The organism is Thermodesulfobium sp. 4217-1, assembly GCF_039822205.1.
Lineage (GTDB): Bacteria > Thermodesulfobiota > Thermodesulfobiia > Thermodesulfobiales > Thermodesulfobiaceae > Thermodesulfobium.
In genome coordinates this window covers 26,748-49,300 of sequence record NZ_JBAGBW010000016.1, presented here as the reverse complement: position 1 = coordinate 49,300, position 22,553 = coordinate 26,748, and the positions used below count along the sequence as shown (strand labels likewise).

General features: G+C 36.6%; 26 protein-coding genes, 1 tRNA gene and 1 pseudogene. 21 read left to right on the top strand and 7 right to left on the bottom strand.

Going from position 1 to position 22,553, the window contains the following annotated elements; translation table 11 throughout:
* The 11 genes and pseudogenes from V4762_RS07100 to V4762_RS07050 all read left to right on the top strand — a co-directional run.
* Positions 1-250 (top strand): annotated as a pseudogene (locus V4762_RS07100) (hypothetical protein); the annotation flags it as partial.
* Between the two features lie 96 nt (positions 251-346).
* Positions 347-438, top strand: a tRNA-Ser gene (locus V4762_RS07095).
* Positions 439-487: 49 nt separating this feature from the next.
* The gene (gene rpsF, locus V4762_RS07090; RefSeq protein WP_347315089.1) at positions 488-865 is read left to right on the top strand and encodes a 30S ribosomal protein S6; all 378 of its coding nucleotides are present in this window, start codon (positions 488-490) and stop codon (positions 863-865) included.
* Entirely contained in the window at positions 852-1,277 is a 426-nt protein-coding gene (locus V4762_RS07085; protein WP_347315088.1) for a single-stranded DNA-binding protein, read from the top strand. The genes rpsF and V4762_RS07085 overlap by 14 nt, the downstream gene beginning before the upstream one ends.
* 93 nt (positions 1,278-1,370) lie before the next feature.
* On the top strand, positions 1,371-1,604 hold the full coding sequence (gene rpsR / locus V4762_RS07080) for a 30S ribosomal protein S18 (protein WP_347315087.1): 234 nt from the start codon (positions 1,371-1,373) through the stop codon (positions 1,602-1,604).
* A gap of 98 nt (positions 1,605-1,702) precedes the next feature.
* Positions 1,703-2,629, top strand: coding sequence for a DUF2232 domain-containing protein (locus tag V4762_RS07075; protein ID WP_347315086.1), 927 nt, complete (start codon positions 1,703-1,705; stop codon positions 2,627-2,629).
* A gap of 77 nt (positions 2,630-2,706) precedes the next feature.
* Positions 2,707-3,165, top strand: coding sequence for a 50S ribosomal protein L9 (gene rplI, locus V4762_RS07070; RefSeq protein ID WP_347315085.1), 459 nt, complete (start codon positions 2,707-2,709; stop codon positions 3,163-3,165).
* A gap of 60 nt (positions 3,166-3,225) precedes the next feature.
* Positions 3,226-4,911, top strand: a complete 1,686-nt coding sequence (gene dnaG / locus V4762_RS07065) for a DNA primase (RefSeq protein ID WP_347315084.1) — start codon at positions 3,226-3,228, stop codon at positions 4,909-4,911.
* A 27-nt stretch (positions 4,912-4,938) separates the two neighbouring features.
* A complete protein-coding gene (gene tsaE, locus V4762_RS07060) occupies positions 4,939-5,388 on the top strand; it encodes a tRNA (adenosine(37)-N6)-threonylcarbamoyltransferase complex ATPase subunit type 1 TsaE (RefSeq protein ID WP_347315083.1) in 450 nt (149 codons plus the stop codon).
* 12 nt (positions 5,389-5,400) lie between these two features.
* Complete coding sequence (locus V4762_RS07055; RefSeq protein ID WP_347315082.1) at positions 5,401-5,997, top strand: hypothetical protein; 597 nt, start codon at positions 5,401-5,403, stop codon at positions 5,995-5,997.
* Complete coding sequence (locus tag V4762_RS07050) at positions 5,997-6,470, top strand: GNAT family N-acetyltransferase (RefSeq protein ID WP_347315081.1); 474 nt, start codon at positions 5,997-5,999, stop codon at positions 6,468-6,470. The genes V4762_RS07055 and V4762_RS07050 overlap by 1 nt, the downstream gene beginning before the upstream one ends.
* Positions 6,471-6,473: 3 nt before the next feature.
* Here V4762_RS07050 and mfd read toward each other — a convergent pair whose 3' ends face one another.
* Genes mfd through V4762_RS07020 form a run of 6 tightly spaced genes read right to left on the bottom strand, consistent with a single transcriptional unit; the run spans position 6,474 to position 12,685 of the window.
* Positions 6,474-9,815, bottom strand: a complete 3,342-nt coding sequence (gene mfd, locus V4762_RS07045; RefSeq protein ID WP_347315080.1) for a transcription-repair coupling factor — start codon at positions 9,813-9,815, stop codon at positions 6,474-6,476.
* A 36-nt stretch (positions 9,816-9,851) separates the two neighbouring features.
* The gene (pth, locus tag V4762_RS07040; RefSeq protein ID WP_347315079.1) at positions 9,852-10,430 is read right to left on the bottom strand and encodes an aminoacyl-tRNA hydrolase; all 579 of its coding nucleotides are present in this window, start codon (positions 10,428-10,430) and stop codon (positions 9,852-9,854) included.
* Positions 10,431-10,432: 2 nt separating this feature from the next.
* Complete coding sequence (locus V4762_RS07035; protein ID WP_347315078.1) at positions 10,433-11,413, bottom strand: sodium:calcium antiporter; 981 nt, start codon at positions 11,411-11,413, stop codon at positions 10,433-10,435.
* Positions 11,414-11,431: 18 nt separating this feature from the next.
* Positions 11,432-11,881 (bottom strand): N-acetyltransferase, encoded by a 450-nt coding sequence (locus tag V4762_RS07030; RefSeq protein WP_347315090.1) that lies wholly within the window; start codon positions 11,879-11,881, stop codon positions 11,432-11,434.
* A 1-nt stretch (position 11,882) separates the two neighbouring features.
* Entirely contained in the window at positions 11,883-12,263 is a 381-nt protein-coding gene (gene acpS, locus V4762_RS07025) for a holo-ACP synthase (RefSeq protein ID WP_347315077.1), read from the bottom strand.
* A complete protein-coding gene (locus tag V4762_RS07020; RefSeq protein ID WP_347315076.1) occupies positions 12,260-12,685 on the bottom strand; it encodes a hypothetical protein in 426 nt (141 codons plus the stop codon). The genes acpS and V4762_RS07020 overlap by 4 nt, the downstream gene beginning before the upstream one ends.
* A gap of 140 nt (positions 12,686-12,825) precedes the next feature.
* Here V4762_RS07020 and infC point away from each other — a divergent pair, with 140 nt between their 5' ends.
* The 7 genes from infC (at position 12,826) to V4762_RS06985 (ending at position 18,364) form a co-directional block, all read left to right on the top strand.
* Positions 12,826-13,389, top strand: coding sequence for a translation initiation factor IF-3 (gene infC, locus V4762_RS07015; protein WP_347315075.1), 564 nt, complete (start codon positions 12,826-12,828; stop codon positions 13,387-13,389).
* Positions 13,382-13,588 carry a 50S ribosomal protein L35 gene (gene rpmI, locus V4762_RS07010; RefSeq protein ID WP_347315074.1) on the top strand — a complete coding sequence of 69 codons (207 nt, stop codon included), beginning with the start codon at positions 13,382-13,384 and terminating at the stop codon, positions 13,586-13,588. The genes infC and rpmI overlap by 8 nt, the downstream gene beginning before the upstream one ends.
* 35 nt (positions 13,589-13,623) lie before the next feature.
* Positions 13,624-13,971 (top strand): 50S ribosomal protein L20, encoded by a 348-nt coding sequence (gene rplT / locus V4762_RS07005; protein ID WP_347315073.1) that lies wholly within the window; start codon positions 13,624-13,626, stop codon positions 13,969-13,971.
* A gap of 4 nt (positions 13,972-13,975) precedes the next feature.
* Positions 13,976-14,740, top strand: coding sequence for a TrmH family RNA methyltransferase (locus V4762_RS07000; RefSeq protein ID WP_347315072.1), 765 nt, complete (start codon positions 13,976-13,978; stop codon positions 14,738-14,740).
* 52 nt (positions 14,741-14,792) lie between these two features.
* Positions 14,793-15,305 carry a hypothetical protein gene (locus V4762_RS06995; RefSeq protein WP_347315071.1) on the top strand — a complete coding sequence of 171 codons (513 nt, stop codon included), beginning with the start codon at positions 14,793-14,795 and terminating at the stop codon, positions 15,303-15,305.
* Positions 15,306-15,407: 102 nt separating this feature from the next.
* The gene (locus V4762_RS06990) at positions 15,408-17,288 is read left to right on the top strand and encodes a carbon starvation CstA family protein (protein ID WP_347315070.1); all 1,881 of its coding nucleotides are present in this window, start codon (positions 15,408-15,410) and stop codon (positions 17,286-17,288) included.
* 113 nt (positions 17,289-17,401) lie between these two features.
* Entirely contained in the window at positions 17,402-18,364 is a 963-nt protein-coding gene (locus tag V4762_RS06985) for an NAD-dependent epimerase/dehydratase family protein (protein ID WP_347315069.1), read from the top strand.
* A 19-nt stretch (positions 18,365-18,383) separates the two neighbouring features.
* On the opposite strand, the gene nifV is transcribed toward V4762_RS06985, so the two are convergent.
* Complete coding sequence (gene nifV, locus V4762_RS06980) at positions 18,384-19,556, bottom strand: homocitrate synthase (RefSeq protein ID WP_347315068.1); 1,173 nt, start codon at positions 19,554-19,556, stop codon at positions 18,384-18,386.
* Between the two features lie 176 nt (positions 19,557-19,732).
* On the opposite strand from nifV, the gene V4762_RS06975 reads away from it, so the two are divergent.
* Genes V4762_RS06975 through panC form a run of 3 tightly spaced genes read left to right on the top strand, consistent with a single transcriptional unit; the run spans position 19,733 to position 22,553 of the window.
* On the top strand, positions 19,733-20,473 hold the full coding sequence (locus V4762_RS06975; protein WP_347315067.1) for an ABC transporter ATP-binding protein: 741 nt from the start codon (positions 19,733-19,735) through the stop codon (positions 20,471-20,473).
* The gene (locus V4762_RS06970; RefSeq protein WP_347315066.1) at positions 20,464-21,714 is read left to right on the top strand and encodes a SufB/SufD family protein; all 1,251 of its coding nucleotides are present in this window, start codon (positions 20,464-20,466) and stop codon (positions 21,712-21,714) included. The genes V4762_RS06975 and V4762_RS06970 overlap by 10 nt, the downstream gene beginning before the upstream one ends.
* Positions 21,714-22,553 (top strand): pantoate--beta-alanine ligase, encoded by an 840-nt coding sequence (gene panC, locus V4762_RS06965; protein ID WP_347315065.1) that lies wholly within the window; start codon positions 21,714-21,716, stop codon positions 22,551-22,553. The genes V4762_RS06970 and panC overlap by 1 nt, the downstream gene beginning before the upstream one ends.

The following is a 22,553-nucleotide window of genomic DNA, read 5'->3' as shown; positions in this document are numbered from 1 at the left end:
AGGCATGAAAAAGGGTATGGAGAAAGGTATGGAGAAAGGTATGGAGAAAGGTATGGAGAAAGGTAAGATAGAGGGCATGATTATTGAAGCCCAGGATTTACTTTTAGATGCCATTGAAGCCAAATTTGATAAAGTTCCAAGAGATATAAAGCTATTGGTGAAAAAAACGAAGGACAGGGAGAAGTTAAGAAGAATACTTAAAGCTACTATCAAGGTTCAAAGTATAGATGAAATAAGAGATATGTTTTAAATTAATATTGTTTTCTTAGTTATTGCTTGTAAGAGTTAAGTTTATTTCTTCTATTCACTCTTTCTTCGTAACTGTGTTATAATGTGTTTGCTTTTTGGAGAGGTGCTGGAGTGGCCGAACAGGCTCGCCTGGAAAGCGTGTAGATGGCTAAAACTGTCTCGAGGGTTCGAATCCCTCCCTCTCCGCCATTTTTATCCCTGCCCACACAGAGGGCAAAACCCATAGGGAGGTGTTTTGTTGATAAATTCAAAGTTTTATGAACTAGTAATTCTCTTCAACCCAAATGCGGAAGAGGAAAAGATCGATGCGTTGATGAAGCGTATTCACGATCTGATTGCAAAAAATTCCGGTGAGCTTATAAAAAGCGACAACTGGGGCAAAAAAAGATTAGCTTATACGATTGACGACCTGCGTGAAGCTATCTATTTCTATGATGAATTTAAGTTGGTAACATCTGCGGTTTCAGAAATCGACAGAATTTTGAAGATTAATGAAATTGTGATTCGTCATATGATAGTCAAAAAACCAGATATCCTTCAAAAAGTAGTCGTGAGTGCTGATAAGGAGGATAATCAGTCAAAAAAAGGAGAGACTGATTCTGATGAGCAGATTTAATAAGGTCATATTAGTAGGTAGGCTTGTTAAAGATCCAGAACTCAGATACACTGCTGATGGCATACCTGTGGCGAGTTTGACTATTGCAGTCAATAGGATTAACAGAAAGAATTCTACAGATCAAACAAATGCAGATTTTTTCAATATAGTAGCCTGGCGCGCTACTGCTGAATTTGTCAGTAACTATATGAGAAAAGGAGTACTATTTCTTGTAGAGGGCAGATTACAAAATAGGAGCTATGAAACCAAAGAAGGCTCTAAGAGAACTGTTACTGAGATTATTGCTGATAGCGTTCAGCTTCTGACGCCCAAGCAAGACAATTCCCAAAAGTCAGCTACTGGAGAAGAAAGCGCTGAATTAGAAGATTTTATATTTGATGATGACTTTTCTAAGGGTGACTCTCCTTTTTAGAAATTGGAGAGCGTGAGCTTTAAGTAGCTACTTGATTAATTTTAAATTTTATTACTTATTTTAAATTGTCTTGAAATAGAAGGAGGGTTTTAATTGGCATTACAGAATACAAGAAAAAGAGTTAGACGTAAGGCCTGTTCTTTTTGTGCAGAAAAAGTTAAGTTTATTGATTATAAAGATGTAAATCGTTTAAAGAAGTATCTAAGCGATAGAGGTAAGATTTTGCCAAAAAGGGCTACTGGAGCTTGCGCTAAGCATCAAAGGCAGCTTACTACAGCGATAAAAAGGGCAAGGATGATCGCTCTTTTGCCATTTACTGTCGACTAAAAGATTAATCGTGAGTAGTTAGCACTTAAACTTGTAGTAGTTTACTTGAATACATCAAGACCTATAGCTAACTACTCACTTTTATTTAAGGAGGTCCTTTGTTTAAAAAAAACTTTGATGCCATTGAGGTTTTGCTAGTATCGGCCTTAGTGGTATTTCTTGTTTTATTTGGTATTTATGTGCCAACATTAGGTTTTTTGGGGCTTCTATTGATGGCTGCACCTATTTGTGTGATCACGTATAAAAAAGGCATTGTTCAAGGCATGATTGCCCTGCTTCTATCTGGCATCATTATAGCTATTTTTCTACCATACATAATTTCTGTAGTTTTTTGTTCAATTAATTTTTCTTTGGGTATAGTTATGGGGGCAATTTTAAAGAGAGAAAAGCCGATAAATGTTTTGCTCGGCTCTACTGCAGCTCTTGCCGGGCTATTTGCTTTAGGAGCGGCATATATTATCTTTTCTGGCCCAAAGGATCTTTTAAACAATATTTATACGAGCTTTGAATCATTTATGGTGACCTACTATCAAGGGTCTTCGGGCGTAACACCTGAAGAGGTTAAACAATTTGTAAAATATTTTGAAATATATCTCCCCTCTATATTGATACTGTTGTTTTTTCTGTGGTCTCTCTTCCAATATAGAGTTGTTTCTTATATTTTAAAATATGTCTATAAAATTGAAGTTACTAAGTTTGGAAATTTCAAAGATATTCACGTTCCTTATGAGTTAAGTCTCTTATTTTTGCTTACTTTAGTAGCAGCCTTTTTACCGATACCGACTGAATTTAAAAACGCTTTTTTAAACATTGAATCGATACTTACTTTTGTGTATATAGTTGCAGGGGCTTCTGTGCTCTTGTATATACTGTCAAAAAAATTGATTTTGAAAAACGCTTTTTTATCTAAAACTATAAGCATATTTATAGTTTTGTTGTTTGTAATATTGCCCTTTTTGAGCTTTTCGTTAGTTTTTTTTGGAGTGTTTGATTCTGTTTTTAACATTAGAAGATTTATTAGATGATTTTCTCGTTTCTTTTCGCTTTCTAATTTTTGTAATATTGCCTTTGAAATTTCAATCTTGTAGGGAGGATATATAGTATGGATAAGATTAAGGTATTGCTTACACAAGATATAAAGTCTCTTGGCAAGACAGGGGATATAGTCGAGGTCTCTCAGGGTTATGCGAGAAATTTTTTGTTTTTAAAAAAGATGGCAAAAGAGGCTACAAAGTCAATTATAGAAGAATATGAGACAAGAAAGGTTGCAAACAAAAAGAAAGAAGATAAGAGATTGACTGATGCAAAGGCTTTGGCACAGAAGCTCTCTTCTACAAATATAGTGATCAAGGCAAGGGTTGGCGAAAATAACAAATTTTATGGAGCTATAACCTCAAAAGATATCTCTAATAAATTAAAAGAGTTAGGGTTTGATTTTGATTCAAAACAAATAACCTTTGATGGCGCTAAGATGCCAGGAGAATATGAGGCAAAAGTGAGGGTCTATCCAGGAGTTTTTTCTGTAATTAAATTCTTGATTGAAGGTGCCTCTGATTCATAGTATCCTGTAGCTATGGAAATAATATGTTTAAATTTGATTGACCCTTTTTTGTAAAATATTATGGATCTTGACTATATCAAGAAACAGATCTCAATAACAGAGATTATTGGACATTATGTTCATTTGAAACAGCAAGGGAAGAGCCTTATCGGGTTGTGTCCCTTTCACAACGAAAAAACTCCATCTTTTCATGTAAACCCCGAAAAAGGCCTTTTTTACTGCTTTGGATGTAAGACTGGCGGGGATGCTTTTGCTTTTCTTATGAAACTTGAAAATCTTACTTTCGTAGAGGCATTTAAGAAGGCTGCCTCAATTTGCGGTATTGAGATATCCTCTGAATTTGAGAGCTCGTCAAAAGACAAGGTTCTAAAGGTGCTTAGTGAGGCAGGCGAGTTTTTTAAGGAAAGTCTATGGAAAGAAATTGGAAGTGGGGCTTTGAATTATCTGCGTTCAAGGGGTTTTTCTGATGATTTTTTGAAAGAATATGAAATAGGATTCGTTCCAGAAGATGCAGTGGATCTGGTCGAAAGACTGAAGAAACTATCTATCTCTGAAGATATAATTTATAAATCTGCTATATTTTCAAATATAAGGGATAGCATATTGCGTCTTGCTGGCAGGATTTCCTTCCCTATCAAGGATGCAGAAAATGAAATTGTGGCTTTTGGCGGAAGGCTGATAACTAATGCATTAGACTCCCCTAAATATCTAAATTATCCTGATACCGTTGTCTTCAGGAAAAAGAATACGCTATTTTTAATCGATAGGGCCTTTGAACACATAAAGAGTTCAAGAAAGGCTATATTGGTCGAGGGTTATCTTGATGCTCTGATGATGCATCAGAACTCTTTTAGAAACACAGTTGCATCTCTGGGAACTAGCGCTAGTCCATCTGCCTTTAAGAGGATAGATAAGATCGTAGATAGATTAATCATTATGTATGACGCTGACGAAGCTGGTAAGATTGCTACAAATAGACTCTTAAATATGACAGATCAATTTACTTGCAGCCTTTCTGTCGCAACTCTCCCCGATGGCTTGGATCCACATGACGTTCTTGTGAGGTCGGGCAGGACAGCTATGGGAAAAATTTTGCAAAATTATATTAGCGGCGTAGATTTTCGAGTCAATCTTATCTTTTCTGATATTTCTAATACCATTGAGTCAAAAAGACAAAAATATAGACTGGCTATTTCACAGATACAAAACCTTGGCGCAGAAGAGATCGATGAATTTGTAAAAAAGGTTAGCGAAAAACTGCATATTCCACAATCAAGGATTCTGTCGGATTCGGAAAGGATATCGAAAAGAAAGATATCTGGAGAAAAGATAGTCTATGGTTCTGTAAATTATCTTGATAGACATATTTTGAGGACAATTATTGAGAGACCTGACTTTTACTTTTTGCTTAAATCTTTTGATTATTCTATGCTTTTTAGCGATGATGAATTTTTGCAGGCAGCAGAAGAGATTTTTAGTAAGGATGGATTTGATTTGGACGACAATATTTTCGAGCTGTCTGATAAAACAAAGGCTAAAATAAGTCAGGTTATCTTAGAGGATATACCAATTATTTCAGACGATCAGTGGGAAACGATATTACAACTTGCGTGGACAAGAAAAAATATGTTAATTTTAAGAGAAAATCTCTCCACCAACAAAGAAGCAAAGGTTGAATTTTTAGACCTGGCAAAAAAGGAAAAAGAACTTTCTTTAAAAATTGCAAAACTAGCGTTTGAGAAATGAAATTAATATGCTGTGTAAAAAAATAATATGGCAGAAAAGGATAAAAATAAAGTTAATAAAGTAGTAATTAATAGCGAAGAGGAAATGACTGAGTTCGGCGATAAAGTCAGCCAAATTCTTGAAAAGGGCGACGTTTTGCTCTTGGTAGGGGATCTGGGATCTGGCAAGACTACCTTTGTGAGAGGGATTGTGGGTACAGCCTTTAGCCCGAGTTTCACTCTCTTGAACAAGTACGATTTTAAAGACACAAGAATTTATCATCTTGATTTTTATAGGTTGGAAAAGCCAGATTTTGCCCTTTTTATGGAGCTTGAAGAAATTGAAGATGAGATTGTAATAGTCGAGTGGCCAAAATTTGATTTGCCAATATTTAAAAACGCAACGGTTTTTGAATTTGTTTTATATGAGGATCATAGAGAGATCTTTATTCGTGGGGGGAAGGCTGCTGAGTATTGCAGTCTTTTCAATAAAAGTTAATCTTAAGGGACGGTGAAAAATATTAAATTTTTTATTGCGAATGTAAATGATGAGACTTTTTTTATGATAGCCAACGGCAAAGACATTAAAAATTTCAGTTTCAAAGGACATTTGTCAGATCAACTGCATCTTCGATTTAGTCATTTTTTAGATCTGTATAGTATTAATATCAATGAAATTGATTCAATTTACGTTTGCAGGGGTCCTGGCTCATTTACCTCATTGAGAATGATCATATTATTTGCTAAGACTCTATGTCTTTGCTTGGGCGCAAGTCTCTACTCAGCTAATGTCTTTGAAATATTTTTATCCAATATAAAAGAAGAAAAATATAATATGGCTCTTCTTTCAAAAAAGAAAACCTATTATCTTGCTGACTGTTCGCGTGATAGCAAATTTTGTAACTATAAATTGGCAGAAGAAGACGAAGTTATAACTACAAAAGGATTTTTCATAGGAAATTGCGAGCTGAAGAATTTTGTGAATATTTCTATAAATGACATTAAAATAATATATGAGATTTTCAAGAAAGAGGATATATATAATTTCGAACCAGAATATGGGGTCGATCTTAATGTCAAAATATGGAACCGTTCGACATTAACATAATGAACAATGAGGATAGTGCTTTTGACAAAATTGATAAATCCCAGATAAACATCTCTCCTGTCTCTGAGGCCTACTGTGAGAATTTGATGGAATTTGGCAAACGTTTGCCTTCTTTCTATCCAAATATAGATTTTTTGAAAAAAGATTTGCAAGATCCGATGAAGTGTTTTTATATAGCCATTTATAACAATATGCCAGTTGGATTCGTTTCGTTTTTTAAAGTCTTTGATGAGGTTCATCTTGCATATATATACGTTGAGGAAGGCTTTAGAAATATTGGTTTGGGCAGCAGGCTATTTAAGCATGCAGTTGAGAATTTTTTCCTTAATGGTAAAGAAATGTGGCTTGAGGTGGAGTCTACCAATGTTCTTGCCTGCGCCTTTTATACAAAATTGGGTTTTAGAATTATATATAAGAGAAAAAATTATTATGGCGAACATAAAGACGCATGGATAATGAAGAGAGAGGCATAAGATTTACTTTGATATAGCTGATAGGATAGATATGGCCATACCAAATGGATCGGTTGGGTTGGGGCTTCGAACGGTAATCTCTTCTTTTGAAGATTTTATAAAAAATGAGCTCTTTTTTATTTTTTCTGTGTATTCATCTTTATTCGGGGCAATTTTTAGCCTGTCTTTCAGAATGTGTAGCTCTTTAATCCCCAATTTTGTGGCTTTTAACCTTATTAGTGTTACTAAAAATATATTTAGAAGTCCTTGGGGCATCTTGCCAAATCTGTCTTCGACTTCTTCCTGTAAAGAATAAAGCTCTTCTTCGTTCTCAATTTTCTGTAGTCTCTTGTATAGATCGATTCTTAGCCCCTCTTCGTTTATATAATCTTTATCAATAAATAGTTCAATGTGAGCTGTTACCTGAGTGAGCTCCTTTGCAGAGCCCCTTATTCTTGACAGCTCTTCCGATATCATTTCGGTGAACAATTCAACGCCAATATTCTCCATGTGTCCATGTTGTTGTGTGCCCAATACATTTCCGGTTCCTCTTATCTCCATATCCTTTAGGCTTATGTTAAAACCGCTTACAAGAGCAGAATTTTTTTGGATTGTATAGAGCCTTCTCCTGGCATCTTCTGTAATTTTTTTATCTGAGTTGTATAGAAAATATGCATAACCTTGCTTTGAGCTTCTCCCCACTCTCCCCCTCAACTGATAGAGTTCAGAGAGTCCAAAGAGATCGGCATTGTTTATGATTATAGTGTTCACCTGAGGTATGTCTAAACCAGATTCTAATATAGCAGTTGATATTAAAACGTCTATTTCTGAGTTTAAGAATTTTTCTAAAGTCAATGATATCTCTTGTGGGCTTTTTTGTCCGTGTAGAATGGCACAACTAACGTTATTTACTATACTTTCTACTCTGTCCCTTAGATTGTTTAGGTTTGCGATTCTTGCATCGACGATAAATACCTGTCCGCCCCTGTCTATTTCTCTGAGTATAGCCTCTCTAACTATTACGTCTTTAAATACCGATACTATTGATCGAATTGGCATCCTGTTTTGCGGGGGCGTAAAGATCGTAGATATATCCCTTAGACCGCTTAGCGCCATATTTAGCGTTCTGGGTATGGGCGTCGCAGATAGAGATAAGACATCAAGCTCTGTTCTAATTTTTTTGAAGCGCTCTTTCTGCATAACGCCAAACTTTTGTTCTTCGTCTATGATTAATAGCCCTAAATTTTTAAATTTTACATTTTTTGATAACAAAGAATGCGTGCCTATAATTATATCTATTTTATTTTCTGCAAGATCTTGCAATATCTTATTCTTATTTCCTGACGAAATTCTTGATAGGCCTTCTACTCTTACTCCAAGTGCATCAAACCTATTCTTGAATGTTCTAAGGTGCTGATCTGAGAGCAGAGTTGTTGGAGCCAGAACCGCAACCTGTCTTGATGCGAGCACTGCTCTATAGGAAGCTCTTATCGCAATTTCTGTTTTGCCAAATCCCGCATCTGCTACTATGAGCCTGTCCATTGGATAGGGTTTTGACATATCTGAAAATACATCTTCAATGGCCCTTTCCTGATCTGGCGTTTCTTGATACATGAAGCTTTCTTTTAGGTCTAACTCTTCTATAGAAAGTTCTTTGCCCTTTGAATAAGCATCTCTGTGAACATTCTGTCTGGATGCCTCAATGAAAACTATCTCGTGGGCTATCTTCTCTGCAAACTCTTTAGCTCTCTTTTTTTTTGCGACCCACTCGTTTGATTTCAGGCTTGAGAGTTCTACATCATCTGGGCCTATATACTTTGAGAGCCTTGTAAACTCTTCAACCGGAATATATAGCAAGTCTTTGTCTTTGTATAAAATCTGTGCATATTCTTTTTGTACACCGCTAAAATTCATTAGCTTTAGGCCTGAGAATCTTCCAATGCCATGGTCTCTGTGAACTACCAAATCGTTATATTGGAGCTCCTGCAGACTTGTTATATTTTTACGCCTACAAGTTGTTTCCTTTGCCTGCCTTGTTGAGAATTCTTGTGAGGTAAAGATTATAAAATTTTCTCTTATATTATATTTTTTTGCAATTTCTTTATCTATTCCGATAATTTCTATGCCAGCAGGATAGGTTTTTTCTGACAATATTATCTGAGGGCCTTCTAGATCTTTTATAAAATCTGGCATATGATTGATTGATATTTCGACAGTGTAACCAGATTTTAGATACCACTTTAGAGTATTTTGAATGTCTTCTGTTCTGCCCCTGGGCAAAGGCGGCGCCTGATTTATTTCTTTTGCAAAAGGTTGCAAGAGGCCTTTGTCTAAGCTGATGATGTCCTTATGATGACAGCTAACCTCAGAGCTGCCCTGGGTTGATGGACAAACAAAATTTTTAACTCTATTAACAAAAGAAGGCATTTGTACGTATATGTTGTTTTCAATCTGAAAGGTTCTGAGTTTTTTAGTTTCTTGCAGAAGTCTTTCTATCTCAGATTGGATTTGGTCTGTTTCAACAAAAAAGATAGAGTCAAAATCATCTGGTAGAAATTTTAAGTCCTTCTTAAAACATAGATAATTTTCAATGCCAGAGAAATTCGTGTCTGACATAATATTGTCTATCTCATCAGATATCAGATCTCTGTCATTTTTGGGCAGGCTCTCGAAAAATGATTTGATATTTTCTTTTTCTTCATCTGAAAATTTTAATGGTTTAATGGTTATTAGATTAAAATTTTCTATTTCCTGTAAGGTTCTTTGGTCTTCTGGATTGAAAGATTTTATCTGTTTAAGCGTGTTGTCGCTAAAAATAAGCCTTATCGGAGCTTCTAAGTAAAATGGAAAGATGTCCAACAACATTCCTCTTACTGCAAATTCTCCTGGCAATTCGCAAAGACTCTTTCTAACGTATGTAGTGTTTAGCATACTTATTAGATTGTCCCTATCAATCTCTATGCCAGAGATGAGATTAAAACTTTGAAAATTATCTTCGAGAGGCGAGAGGATGGCTTTTACAGAGCTTAACATAGTGTAATCGCTTTTGTGCGCTATAATCCTTTGAGAAGTTATCCTGGGAGATGGTGAGAGCCTTTCCCCAAACAGAATATCCCACGCTGGATATAGTGAAAGTAGCAGGGCCTCTTCCCTTTCACTACCATGTTTGGAGATTCTTCTGAATAGGGCGTATACTTCTTGGGATAGCTTTTCGTTTTTGTAGACAAAAAGCGACCTCTTTTTCTGTTTCATACAAGAGTCAATTAGAAATAGTGCACTCTCAAATTGAATATCTATTACACGATCCTTGTATGATTTTGTGATACGCTTCAATATATTATCAAAGAGATCTTCTATGAATTTCAATTAATTCTCCCTTTCAAGGATTTAGCGCAAGGACGTTTAGGAGATAATTTTAACTCTGCCGCATTTTTCAAGCGCTAAACTCGCTCCCTTTTCCAAAAAAATCTCAAGACAATTTTTTGCAGCATCAAATATTTCAGGTAAATACAGCATTTCATCACTGTTAAACCTTGACAATACATAGTCTTTTGCCTCAGCGTTTTTTTCTCTTCCTATGCCAATCTTTATTCTTGGAATTGAATCTGTCCCAAGGATATCTATAATCGATCCTATGCCTTTGTGCCCTCCAGAACTTCCTTTTGGTCTAAACCGTATCGTTTTGAAATCAAGATCCATATCATCGTATATAACTATAATGTTTTTTGGTTCAATTTTGTAAAAACTTGAAACCTCTTGAACTGCAATTCCCGACCTATTCATATACGTGGTAGGTTTTAGAAATATCAGATTGTTAATTTTAGTTTTGTATCCTGACAGCTTTATGCCAAGACTGTCTGCTAAGAAGTCCAAAAATAAAAAACCTATATTGTGTCTGGTTAGGCTGTATTCTTGTCCTATGTTGCCAAGCCCTACTATGAGAAAAATCTCTTTTTTGTCGAATAAGCAATCTAAATTCATATTTATTTAGCTCCAAAGTTTATAGATATTAGGATGTAAGTTATATATAAGATAAAGTTTATGGACAGTGCTTTTGGATTGATACTGCCCCTTCTTATTAAAAAATATAGATATAGAGAGGAAATAATTGTTATACAGCCTAAAATAAGCGCCCTCTCATCAAGGTGCCATGTACTTAGTGTCAGCCCTACTATTATTGGAAAGGAAGATTGGAATACCATTGCGCCTGTAATGTTTGACATAGCCAGATGGTCTTTGCCCTTAATAACCCAGGATATTGAGTTAAACTTTTCCGGGAGCTCTGTAGCTATCGGAGAAAGTATCACTGATATTATAAAAGGAGCAAGTCCAATAATTTTTGATACCGATTCAATGCTCGTTACAAAAAAATATGATGACAAAACAATTCCGCACAACCCAATGGCCAATTGCGAAAATATAAATATATTTGAAGGGTATGCTGACTTACAAAATATAAGGGGGTGTAGTTCTTCTTCTTCGAAGCCCTCATCGTTTTTGAAAACTATGTATAGATATGCCAGATAAGATATTAGAAAAAATATAACAAAAAAGCCTCTTAGCTGTTCTGCAAAGAGCGATATCAATAGCGCCGCAGAAAAATTTAATATAAAAAACTTTATGTCTAAGAGAAGAGATTCTCTTTTAAAATTTAGATTGCTATCTTTTTTTCTAAAGATAGCCGGTATAGCTAGCAAAGAAAAGGTTAGCGTTGAGAGCATAAGAGGCGCGCCCAAAATTGCTCCTATGCCAATTTCTTCTCTGGAAGTAAAGGTCGGGATGGTTATAAGGGCTATTATTGGCACAATTGTTTCTGGCAGGGCAGTTGAAACTGCACTAAATACGCTGCCCACCACTGAGTGACCGAAATTTAGACTTTTTCCAAGCCATTCTACGGCATTTGTAAATAATTCACAGAATGCTAAGATGGCGAGCAAAGATATGAGCAACACAAAAAAGTCCAATATTATCAATGTCCTGTTCTATATCTTGTGAATCATTGCAACTTCATCACAATCAGGGAATTTGGGGCATTTTACGCAATCTGACCATATTTTTTGCGGTAGATGTGACTTATCTACTATGTCAAATCCTGCAGATTTAAAGAAAACAACCTGATAGGTTAGAGCGAATACCTTTTTTAATTTAAGTTGTTTTGCCTCATTAATAAGAAAATTCACAATCTCTTTTCCTATTCCTCTTCTTTGATATTCTGAGCTTACAGATAGGCTTCTTATCTCTGCTATATCATCCCAAAATATATGAAGTGCTCCGCAACCGCATACTTTTCCATCGATTTCTACCACACAAAAATCTCTTATACATTCGTATATATCAGATAGCGGTCTTACAAGCATAAGATCGTGTTTGGCGAAGCCTTCGATCAAGGCTTTTATCTTCTTTGCATCATCAATCCTGGCTTTTCTAATAATTTCAATTTCCTCCTTTTTCCAAGCTATTTGTATTAATTAACACAACTGCCACAGAATACTCTTTTTCATGGGATATCGAGAGTAATATTTGTAAACTTGATGTATCTAACTTATCGGAATATATCCTTATGGTCGCTCCTTCATTTCTCTTGCCGCATATTTCTATTTGTTTCATTTCCAGGCGCACAGAGCAGTATTGATAAATAGCTTTTATGCAAGCCTCTTTTGCCGCAAACCTTGCAGATAAGCATTCTACAAAAGATTTTTTACTTAGACAATATTCTATCTCATTTTCTGTATATATTTTTCTGAGAAATTCATGTTTAAATCGATTGAAAACTTTCTCTATTCTTTTGTGGCTTACAATATCAATCCCTATCAAAAGGCACCCCTCTTTAAAGATTTTTTTAGTTTTACAGGGTCAAGAAGCTCTCTTTCATCGAGATTGATATATGGAAAGAGTTTCTCTGTTACATCAGGGACATAAATAATAACCAGCTTTTTCGCAGTCTGTAAAAATTTTCTCAGTTTGACTATTAGGTCGAGATCAATCTCTTTGGAATCTAAGTTTTTTATAAATGTAGAATTTTGCACAAGATAATCTCTAAATTGGATATCATTCGCATAGTGTTTCCATTGAGTTCTCAATTCTTTTATATATAGTCCTGGAAAGCCTCTTTCTATATACGCTATAGCGAACTCTATTGTGAAAAAGCTCGAACTATCAAGCGGACACAATAGAGAATATAATATAAGGTAGTCTTCCAGAGCATTTATAAATATCTGTGCAAATTTATAATTCATAGTTTATACTATTATAGTTTATTATGAATTGATCGTTGTTATTTTTTTTGTTTTTTCGTATAATCAAATATATTTTACTTTAGGTCTTTTTTATATAAAAGATCTGTGTTAGTATTATTGTCTTATTTTTAAATTCGGAGGTGAATGTTATAAGCAAAGAGTATGTCGTTAATGAAGAGATCCAGATCTACCCTAACGTTAGACTGATCGATATTGATGGTCAGCAATTGGGTGTGCAGACTACGCAAGAGGCTTTAAGGTTGGCGAGGACAAAAGGTAGCGATCTCGTGTTAATTGCTCCTCAGGGAAGCCCCCCTGTAGCAAGAATTATGGATTATGGAAAATTCAGATTTGAGCAGTCAAAAAAAGAAAAATCTCAAAGAAAACATCAAAGGCAGACTATCATTAAAGAAGTTCGTTTGAGACCTGCTATAGGCGGGAACGATCTTAAAACCAAGGCGAAAGCTGCACAAGACTTCATTGACGAGGGCAACAAGGTTAAACTTAGTGTTATATTTAGAGGCAGAGAAATGATTCACATGAATCAGGGAATAGAACTTGTTAACAAATTTTTTGGTCTACTCGAAAATGCTGTTTTAGAAAAACTTCCTGAGGTCGAGACAGAGAAACACCTTGTAGCAGTTATCGGCCCAGCTAAAATAAAACAAAAGATAGAACAAAAAGGAGGGTTGAAAGATGCCTAAGATGAAAACGTGTAGAGCAGCAGCTAAGAGATTTAGGGTAACGGGTTCTGGAAAGATTATCAGAAGACAGCAAAATAGGAGTCACCTCCTTTTTCATAAGAGCCCAAAAAGAAAGAGAAGCCTTTCAAATATTTTAGTCTTATCGGGCTCTGACCTGCCAAGACTTTTGATTCAGCTTCCATATCACAACGTAAATTAATTTTTAAATTTAGGATTTTTTAGGAGGAAAAGAATATGCGCGTTAAAGGTGGTTTTGTGACGCATAGGCGTCACAAGAAGGTTTTAAAGATGACTAAAGGTTTTAGGGGATCTTTGCACAGACTTTATAGGACTGCAAATCAGCATTTGCTTCATGCCCTTGCTTATGCCTTTAATGATAGAAGAAGGAAAAAGAGAGAATATAGAAGTCTTTGGATCGTAAGGATAAACGCTGCTGTGAGAGAATATGGTCTTTCATACAGCAAGTTTATTTGTGCTTTAAAGAAGTCTGGCCTCGATCTTGACAGAAAAGTTTTGGCACAGATGGCTCTTTCTTATCCAGAGCAATTTAAAAAGGTAGTAATGCAAGTCAAGGACTTGTAACTTTTTGAACATAAGCTTTGCTTCAAGGGCTGAAATTAAAGAATTGCTCAGAATGAAAAAATCTGGGCAATTTGTTTTTTTTGAGGGCTTTCATACTCTGGAAGAGGCTCTCAGAGCAAATTATTTGCCAGATCTTATCCTTTTAAAAGATGAAGAAATGCTCGAGAATGCCTTTTTTCAAGATAAGATTTTTACAGAAATATGTAAAAATTTAAAATTCACCATAGTTAAAGATGAGATCATAAAGAGACTTTCAAGCGAAAGGTCTCCAACCGGCATTATTAGCTTTGGCAGGCCTCCTGAACAAAAAGAGTTTGGTCCCTCGCCGTGGATTTATCTGGATAGGATTCAAGATCCTGGAAATCTGGGCACTATTTTGAGAAGTTCTCTGGCATTTGGATGCGGCGGTGTGTTTTTGTCTGAGGATTCTTGCAGCGTTTACAACTCAAAGGTTATTAGGTCATCAGCTGGAGCAATTTTTAAGGTGCCATTTAGAAGGAAAGGCTTTAATGAGATTATAATTGAAATGAAAGATGACTTAGAAGTATTTTCTTTTTCCCCAAGGGCTACTACGCCTTTTTTTAATTGTGAATTCACAAAAAGAACCCTTCTTGTTTTCGGAAACGAAGGCAATGGCATAAGCGATGATATTATTGGCATCTCTAACAAAACAGTTTGTATACCAACCCAAAGCGTTGAATCTTTAAATGTCGCTATGAGCATAAATATTGTTCTTTCCTTCTTGTATTTTAAAAAATTTAATTATTAATTGTAAACAGCTAAAGATTTAAAATGTGTAAATAACTTTTATGGAGGGGAATATGAAAAAAGTTAAGTGGTACGTCTACTTCATTTTTATTTTGTTTATTTGCCTGATTGTATCAAATGTGTACTGGATATTTGCAATCAATTCTGCTAAGGAAACTTATGATAGAAACTGTCAAAAAAACATTGAAAGTGTGAAAAAAGATTTAGGGGAGAAGTTTGCTAACGATAGCAAAGACTTTTTGACAGATATCTCAATACCATTAACCTTTTTTGTCAGGGATAGCATCCAGTCAAATAGAACTTATCAAGTGGAAGAGTGCTTTAATCAAATTGTTAAAAATAAAGGTTTTAGAGAAATTAGCTTTGTGAGCGGTAATACGATTCAGATATCTACTAATAAAAAATATGAAGGCTCTGACTTCTCAAGGTTTTATCCTGAACAATTTTCAAGCTTTCAAAAAATAACTGTTTTGAATGAAAAAGGTATTTTTTTTGTAGTGTCTCCTGTTATGAATATTAATGAAAAGGTTGGTTTTATAATACTTTCTTATGATTTAACTCAATAAATGCTAGTAACTATGTGGTATAATAAATTTGTATATTTTTTATTAAATCTTGAAGAATAAGGAGGGAGAAGTTTTGACAAATTTTTTAAGGGGGTTTGAGAAATGAAGGCTACATCTATTTTTGTGATCATTCTACTTCTAATCGTTGCTGTCTTAGCTTTGCTTTCTGTTTTAAGCGTACCAAGCGCTGTACTGCTTTTAATCTTCGGTTTTGCTATTTGGGCAATTGGATATCGCTATTATAGTGCCTTTCTTGCTGCAAAGGTAATGTGTTTGGATTCTGGAGCCGAAACTCCTGCATGTAAGATCAATGACGGGAGAGACTTTGTTCCTACTAATAAATATGTTTTATTTGGCCACCAGTTTGCAGCTATTGCAGGAGCTGGCCCTCTTATAGGCCCTGTTCTTGCTGCACAGTTCGGTTTTATGCCAGGGCTCCTTTGGCTGGTCATTGGCGCGGCTCTTGCTGGCGCAGTTCATGACTTCGTGGTCCTTGTCGCATCTACCAGAAGAGGCGCTTGTTCTCTGGCAGATATAGCAAGAAGAGAGATCTCTGGCCCAACAGGCAAGGTCCTCTCTCTTGCTACATTCTTAATTCTTGTCCTTGCCATGGCTGGACTTTCTATAGCTGTGGTAAATGCTCTTAAGAACTCCCCATGGGGTATTATAACTGTCGGCCTTACTATACCGATTGCTTTTATAATGGCCTTTTGGATGTATGTATTTCGCCCTGGTAAGATTTTGGAGGCTAGCCTTATAGGTGTGGTTCTTTTATTTGTCGTTACCTGGGTTGGTGGTTTGGTTCCACCACAATCAGAGATTGGGAGGATGCTAACCTTTGATGAGAATACTGTAAAAATTATTTTGCCTACTTATGCCTTTATAGCATCTGTTCTACCAGTTTGGATGCTCCTTCTCCCCAGAGATTATCTATCTTCATATATGAAGATAGGTGTAGCGGTTGCAATTGCAATATGCGTTTTTATAGTTCATCCAAATCTTCAAATGCCAGCTTTTACTAAATTTGATGCAGGCGGCGGCCCGATTATTCCTGGCCCGCTTTTCCCATATTTGTTTATAACAATTGCCTGCGGTGCCATATCTGGTTTTCACGCACTCGTTGGATCGGGTACCACGCCAAAAATGATAAGTTGTGAGAGTGACGCGAGATTTATAGGCTATGGAGCAATGATATTAGAAAGCTTTGTGGGCGTCCTTGCACTTATAGCCGCTTGTGTCCTGCCTCAGGGAGATTACTTTGCAATTAACACTCCTCCGGCAGTATTTGAAAAATTGGGCATGATTGCAAATCAGGTTCCTATACTGTCTGCAATGGTTCACGAAAATCTTGCAGGAAGGCCTGGCGGAGCAGTTTCTCTTGCTGCTGGCGTAGCCTATATAACCGAACAGGTACCATTTCTTTCTGGCATGATGGCCTATTGGTATCACTTTATAATTATGTTTGAAGCTATGTTTATTTTGTCTGCTATTGATGCTGGAACAAGAGTCGGCAGGTATCTTTTGCAGGAGTTCTTTGGATATTTTATACCTCAATTTAAAGATATGCACTGGAACTTCGGCATTATTTCCACTGGGTTTCTTATGTCTTTTTTTTGGGGCTATTTGCTTTATTCGGGCAACGTATCTACTATCTGGCCTATCTTTGGAGCTACCAACCAACTCCTTGCGACCTTTGCCCTTATAATATCTACCACTGAAATTCTAAGGAGAACTGGCAAGTTCTCTTACGCTATGGTCACATTTTTACCTGCTGTTTTTATGACAATTGTCACATTTTATGCCTGTTGGCTGAACTTTAGCCATATTTATATGCCTCTTGCAATGAAGGGCAACTTCGCTATGGGAATAAACGCATTTCTCTCATTGTTACTCCTTGCTATGGGTATATGGTTAGTATTAGATTCTATAAGAATTTGGTCAAATCTCTTGTCTGGTAAGGAAGCAAAGGGAACCAATATTTAAAATTTTCCAAAATCTATAACAAAAAGAAGTAGGGACGATTTTTGTCCCTATTTTTTTTGTTATACAATATACTTAAATATGTTTAACTTAGGTTAATAATTCAGGAGGTAAATTTGGCAAAGATTGCGGTTACTGGGGCAGCTGGCTTTATCGGATCAACCATCGTAGACTATTGGATAGAGAAGGGTCACGACGTTCTATCAATTGATGACTTATCATCTGGAAACATCGCAAACGTAAACCCAAAAAGCTTGTTCTTCCAGGGGGATATATGTTCTGATAGCACATCTGATAGGATATTGGAGTTCTCTCCTGACACAATCTGTCATCAGGCAGCTCAGATATCGGTGCCCTATTCGGTAACCCACCCATACACCGATGCAAAAACGAACATACTTGGCACGATAAAAATGCTCGAATGCGCTTCAAAATTAAAAGCAAAATTTTTATTTGCATCAACTGGCGGCGCTATATATGGTGAAATAAAAGATATTGCCACAGAAGATACAGAGCCTTGTTTGGTTTCTCCATACGCTCTTGCGAAGTTAACTTCTGAGAACTATATAAAACTTTTGGCTTTAAGTTCGGGGTTTAAATATGTGATTTTGAGATACTCAAACGTATATGGCCCAAGACAGGTGCCGCATGGTGAGGCAGGCGTAGTATCTATATTTATGGAAAATATAGTTAATGGTAAGAAGTCTGCTATAAACGTATTTCCTGAAGACAATGACGGAATGATAAGAGATTATGTGTTTGTTGAAGACGTTGTAAGGGCAAACGATCTTGCTCTTATGTCAGATGAGAGTGGAATATTTAACATTTCGACGGGCATGGCAACCAAGACTAAAGATATATTCTTATTAATTTTAGAGAGCGCAAAAAAATATGGTTTGTCAATACCTGATGATGCAACCATTCCAAATTATGCTGACGCAAGGTTGGGAGACCTTAGAAGGAGTTTGTTGGATTATAGCAGTGCCAAGAAAAACCTTAAATGGGAGCCAAAAACAGATTTAAAGAGCGGTATCGATATGACGGTAAGCTGGTTTCTAAAGAATAGGCCAGGCATTTAACCTGGCCGCGATATTAATATTAGACAGCTAAGTTAGATTCCTTGTTTATATCCTTTTGGACATCGTTGTAAATATACATAAGCTCTTTGTCAAACAAGGGCCTTTTTAGCTGAATTGATAGATTTCTAACGCTTTCCAGTATCATTTTTGTCTCTTCTTTGCTCAACTCTATGCCAAATTGATGAAATTTATTTTTTACTGCTGCGCTTCCAGAATGCTTTCCTATGATGATCTGCCTAACCAGACCTACTTCATCAGGTGAAAACGCCTCATAGGTTGTCGGATTCTTTAACACTCCATCGGCATGTATTCCAGATTCATGTGCAAATATGTTAGCACCGACAATCGTCTTCCATATTGGGATCTGTCTTGATGAAGCGTTGGCTACATATTCGCATATTTCAATAAACTTCTTTGTTTTGAATCCAAGATCAAGGTTGTGTATTATTTTAAGAGCCATTACTACCTCTTCCAAGGCAGCGTTTCCAGCTCTCTCTCCAAGGCCATTTACTGTTACTCCTACATATTTTGCACCACCTCTTACGCCTGCAAGTGCGTTGGCGGTTGCCATACCAAAATCATTGTGGGTGTGCATTTCTATATCAATTCCCGTGCTATCACATATAGTTTTAATTTTTGCAAAGGTCTCAAATGGATCAAGAATCCCTAAGGTATCACAGAATCTGAGTCTATCGGCTCCAGACTGTTTGGCTTTTTCGGCGAATCTGATCAAAAAATCCATGTCAGATCTAGATGCGTCCTCTGCGTTTGCTGAGACGTAAAGTCCCTTTGATTTTGCAAATTCAACTGTCTTACACATTGAATCAAGCACGTCTTCTCTCGATGTTTTTAATTTGTGTTTAATGTGTATGTCGGATGTGGATATGGATATTGCTACAGCATCAACTCCGCAGTCAATTGAATTTTTTACGTCTTCAATTACCGCTCTGTTCCAGGCCATTATCGATGCTTTTAAACCTAAGTTTACTATCGATCTGATAGCTTCTTTTTCTCCACCTCCCATAGCAGGTATTCCTGCTTCGATCTGATTAACGCCTACTTCGTCTAAGAGTTTTGCAATGTGGATCTTTTCCTGGTTTGCAAAAACAACTCCAGCCGTTTGTTCGCCATCTCTGAGCGTTGTGTCGACAATAAAAATCTTATCAGTAAAGTCTTTGAGAGTTGGATACAAACCTATCACCTCCTGAATATTTCTTATAAAATTTTAGTGTAAATGGATATTTTTGTAAAATTTTATAAATTGTCAGACAATTTTACACTACTCTGGAACAGGATGCCTTCTTTGAATTTTATTATTTTTATATGTTAAAATTAGACATATAAAAATTTTTCCTAAGGAGCAACGATATGCAAGAGATGCTGCAGGTAGTAGATTTATGGGTATCTGTAGAGGGCAAGCAAGTTCTCAAGGGAGTAGACTTCTCTATGGGGTATGGGGACGTATACGTTCTTTTTGGACCGAATGGAGCTGGTAAAACCTCCTTTATGATGTCTTTGATGGGTTTTCCAAAATATAAAGTCGATCATGGCAAGATATTTTTTAAAGGGGAAGACGTTACAAACAAGGATATATATGAAAGGTCAAAAATGGGCATTGGTCTATCATTCCAGAGACCTCCAACGGTCGGAGGCGTAAGCCTGGAAAGATTGATAAATTTGTTGAGCAAGAACAACGGTATCTCTGATGAAGAAGTTGAAGTTATTTTGGAAAATCTGAAGATTAAAGAACATATAAAGAGATCAATTAATGATGGATTTTCTGGCGGAGAGATGAAAAGATCTGAGATATTGCAACTTATGTTACAAAAACCTGAATTTGTGCTTATAGATGAGCCCGAATCGGGCGTGGATATGGAGAATATTGCTCTTGTAGGCCATGCCATAAATCATTTGCTTGGCAAAGATAAGGTGAGAAGCCCCAAAAGGGGTGCCTTGATAATAACCCATACAGGCTATATTCTTGACTTCGTTAACGCTGACAAGGGTTATATTTTCATAAACGGTAGGGTAATATGTAGCGGTAATCCAAGAGATATGCTAAATGAAATAAAGCGAAATGGTTATAAGGGGTGTCAGGTATGCCAATAAGTGAAAATAGGCTTTCTGAAATAAAATCGTTAGCTGCTGCTGCAAAGGATAAAAAGGCTCTATTAGGTCCTGACGTTGATCTGGAAAGATTTAAAGAGCTTGCCCAAAGAGATAGAGTTGAGAACCTGTCATCTTTAAAGGCCCAAACTATGGAAGCCGCTATTATGAGCGGTATGGATATAAAAGAAGATGTCAGAAGTGGCTCATTTGTTCAGCTAAACCATAGCGTAATATATGAGAGTCTCAATGAAAAGTATAAAGATCAGCTCCAGATAATGAGCACAGATGACGCGGTAGAAAAATTTGATTTTATTGAGGATTATTTTTGGAGGATAGTTAAGCCTGATCAGGACAAATACACCGCTGCGGTTGCACTTAATCCTTCGCACGGATATTTTATGAGGGTTTTCCCAAATCAGCATATAGAATACCCTTTGCAAGCGTGTTTGCTCGTGGATGAGAACAACATAAGCCAAAACGTCCACAATATCATCATCGTCGAAGAGGGCGCATCTCTAAACGTTATTACAGGGTGCTCTCTTTCAAAGAACGATGCTGAAGGCATTCATCTTGGAATTAGTGAATTCTATGTGAAAAAGGGTGGTAGTCTAACCTTTACAATGATTCACAACTGGGCAGATAATTTTGACGTAAGGCCAAGAACGAGCATTCACCTTGAAGAGGACGCCAAATTTGTTAACAATTATATTCTTATGAAGCCTGTAAAATCAATTCAATCGGCACCAAATGTCTATCTCACTGGCAAAAATGCTGCTGCTCAATTTAACAATGTAATATATGGATTAAAAGATTCTTATATCGACCTTGGTTCGAAGATGTATCTTGAAGCTCCAAACACTCGCGCTGAGTCGATTGCGAGGACTATAGCAGCAGATCAGAGCGTAATATATTCAAGAGGAGATATGATTGCAAAGACAAAGGAAGTTTGTATGGCTCATCTTGACTGCAGAGGCATAGTCTTTTCAAAAGAGGCAACGATGTATGCAATTCCTGCTCTGGTATCAGAAGGCTCTGTAAGGGCACACCTTTCTCATGAGGCATCCATTGGTCCAATTTCTCAAGAGCAGGTGGAGTATCTGATGAGCAGGGGGATAAATAAAGACGATGCCGTTTCTTTGATTACCACAGGCTTTTTGAACTTAAATATCCCATATATTCCTAAATTTATAGATAATAAAATAAAAGACATTATAAACGCTACAGCAAAGGACGCCCTGTAGTGAGAGTTTTTTTCGATAAGAAATCTCTGAGAAAGTTTTTGGAAGCGAAAAGGTCAGCTGGTAAGACAATTTCCCTTGTTCCGACAATGGGATTTTTGCATGAGGGTCACATATCTCTTGTCAGAAGGGCGAGGGGAATGTCTGGAATTGTGGTGGTATCGATATTCGTCAACCCAATTCAATTTGGTCCAAATGAGGATTTAGACAGGTACCCAAGAGATCTTGCAACAGATCTCAGATTGCTTGATAGAGAGGGCGTTGACGCTGTTTTTTGTCCTAGTCCAGAAGAAATGTATCCTGAGGGGCAATCTTGTTTCGTAGAGGTAAGAGAGCTCCAGGACAAGCTGTGCGGCTTATTTAGACCGGGCCACTTTAAAGGGGTCTGCACAGTCGTTAGCAAGCTCTTTAATATAGTGCAGCCTGATTTTGCCCATTTTGGTGAGAAGGACTTTCAGCAAATGGTGATTTTGAGAAAGATGGTAAGGGATTTGGACTTTCCAGTAAAAATTGTTCCATCTCCTATCGTAAGAGGTACTGATAACTTGGCTTTGAGCTCAAGGAATTCATATCTGTCTATTGAGGATAGAGAGTTAGCTCTAAATCTTAGCAAAGAGCTTTTCTGGATAAAAGAGAAAATCGAATCTGGCTCTTTTGAAATAGGAATCATAGAAGAAGCAAAGAAAAGGCTTCAGGACAAGGGCATAAAATTAGATTATCTTCAAGCAGTAGACATAGAAAATCTTAATGAAAAATCAGATATTAAGCCACCGGTAGCTGTTCTTGTGGCTGGTTGGATAGGCAAGGTCCGTCTGATAGACAATATAATAATAGAGTCTTAA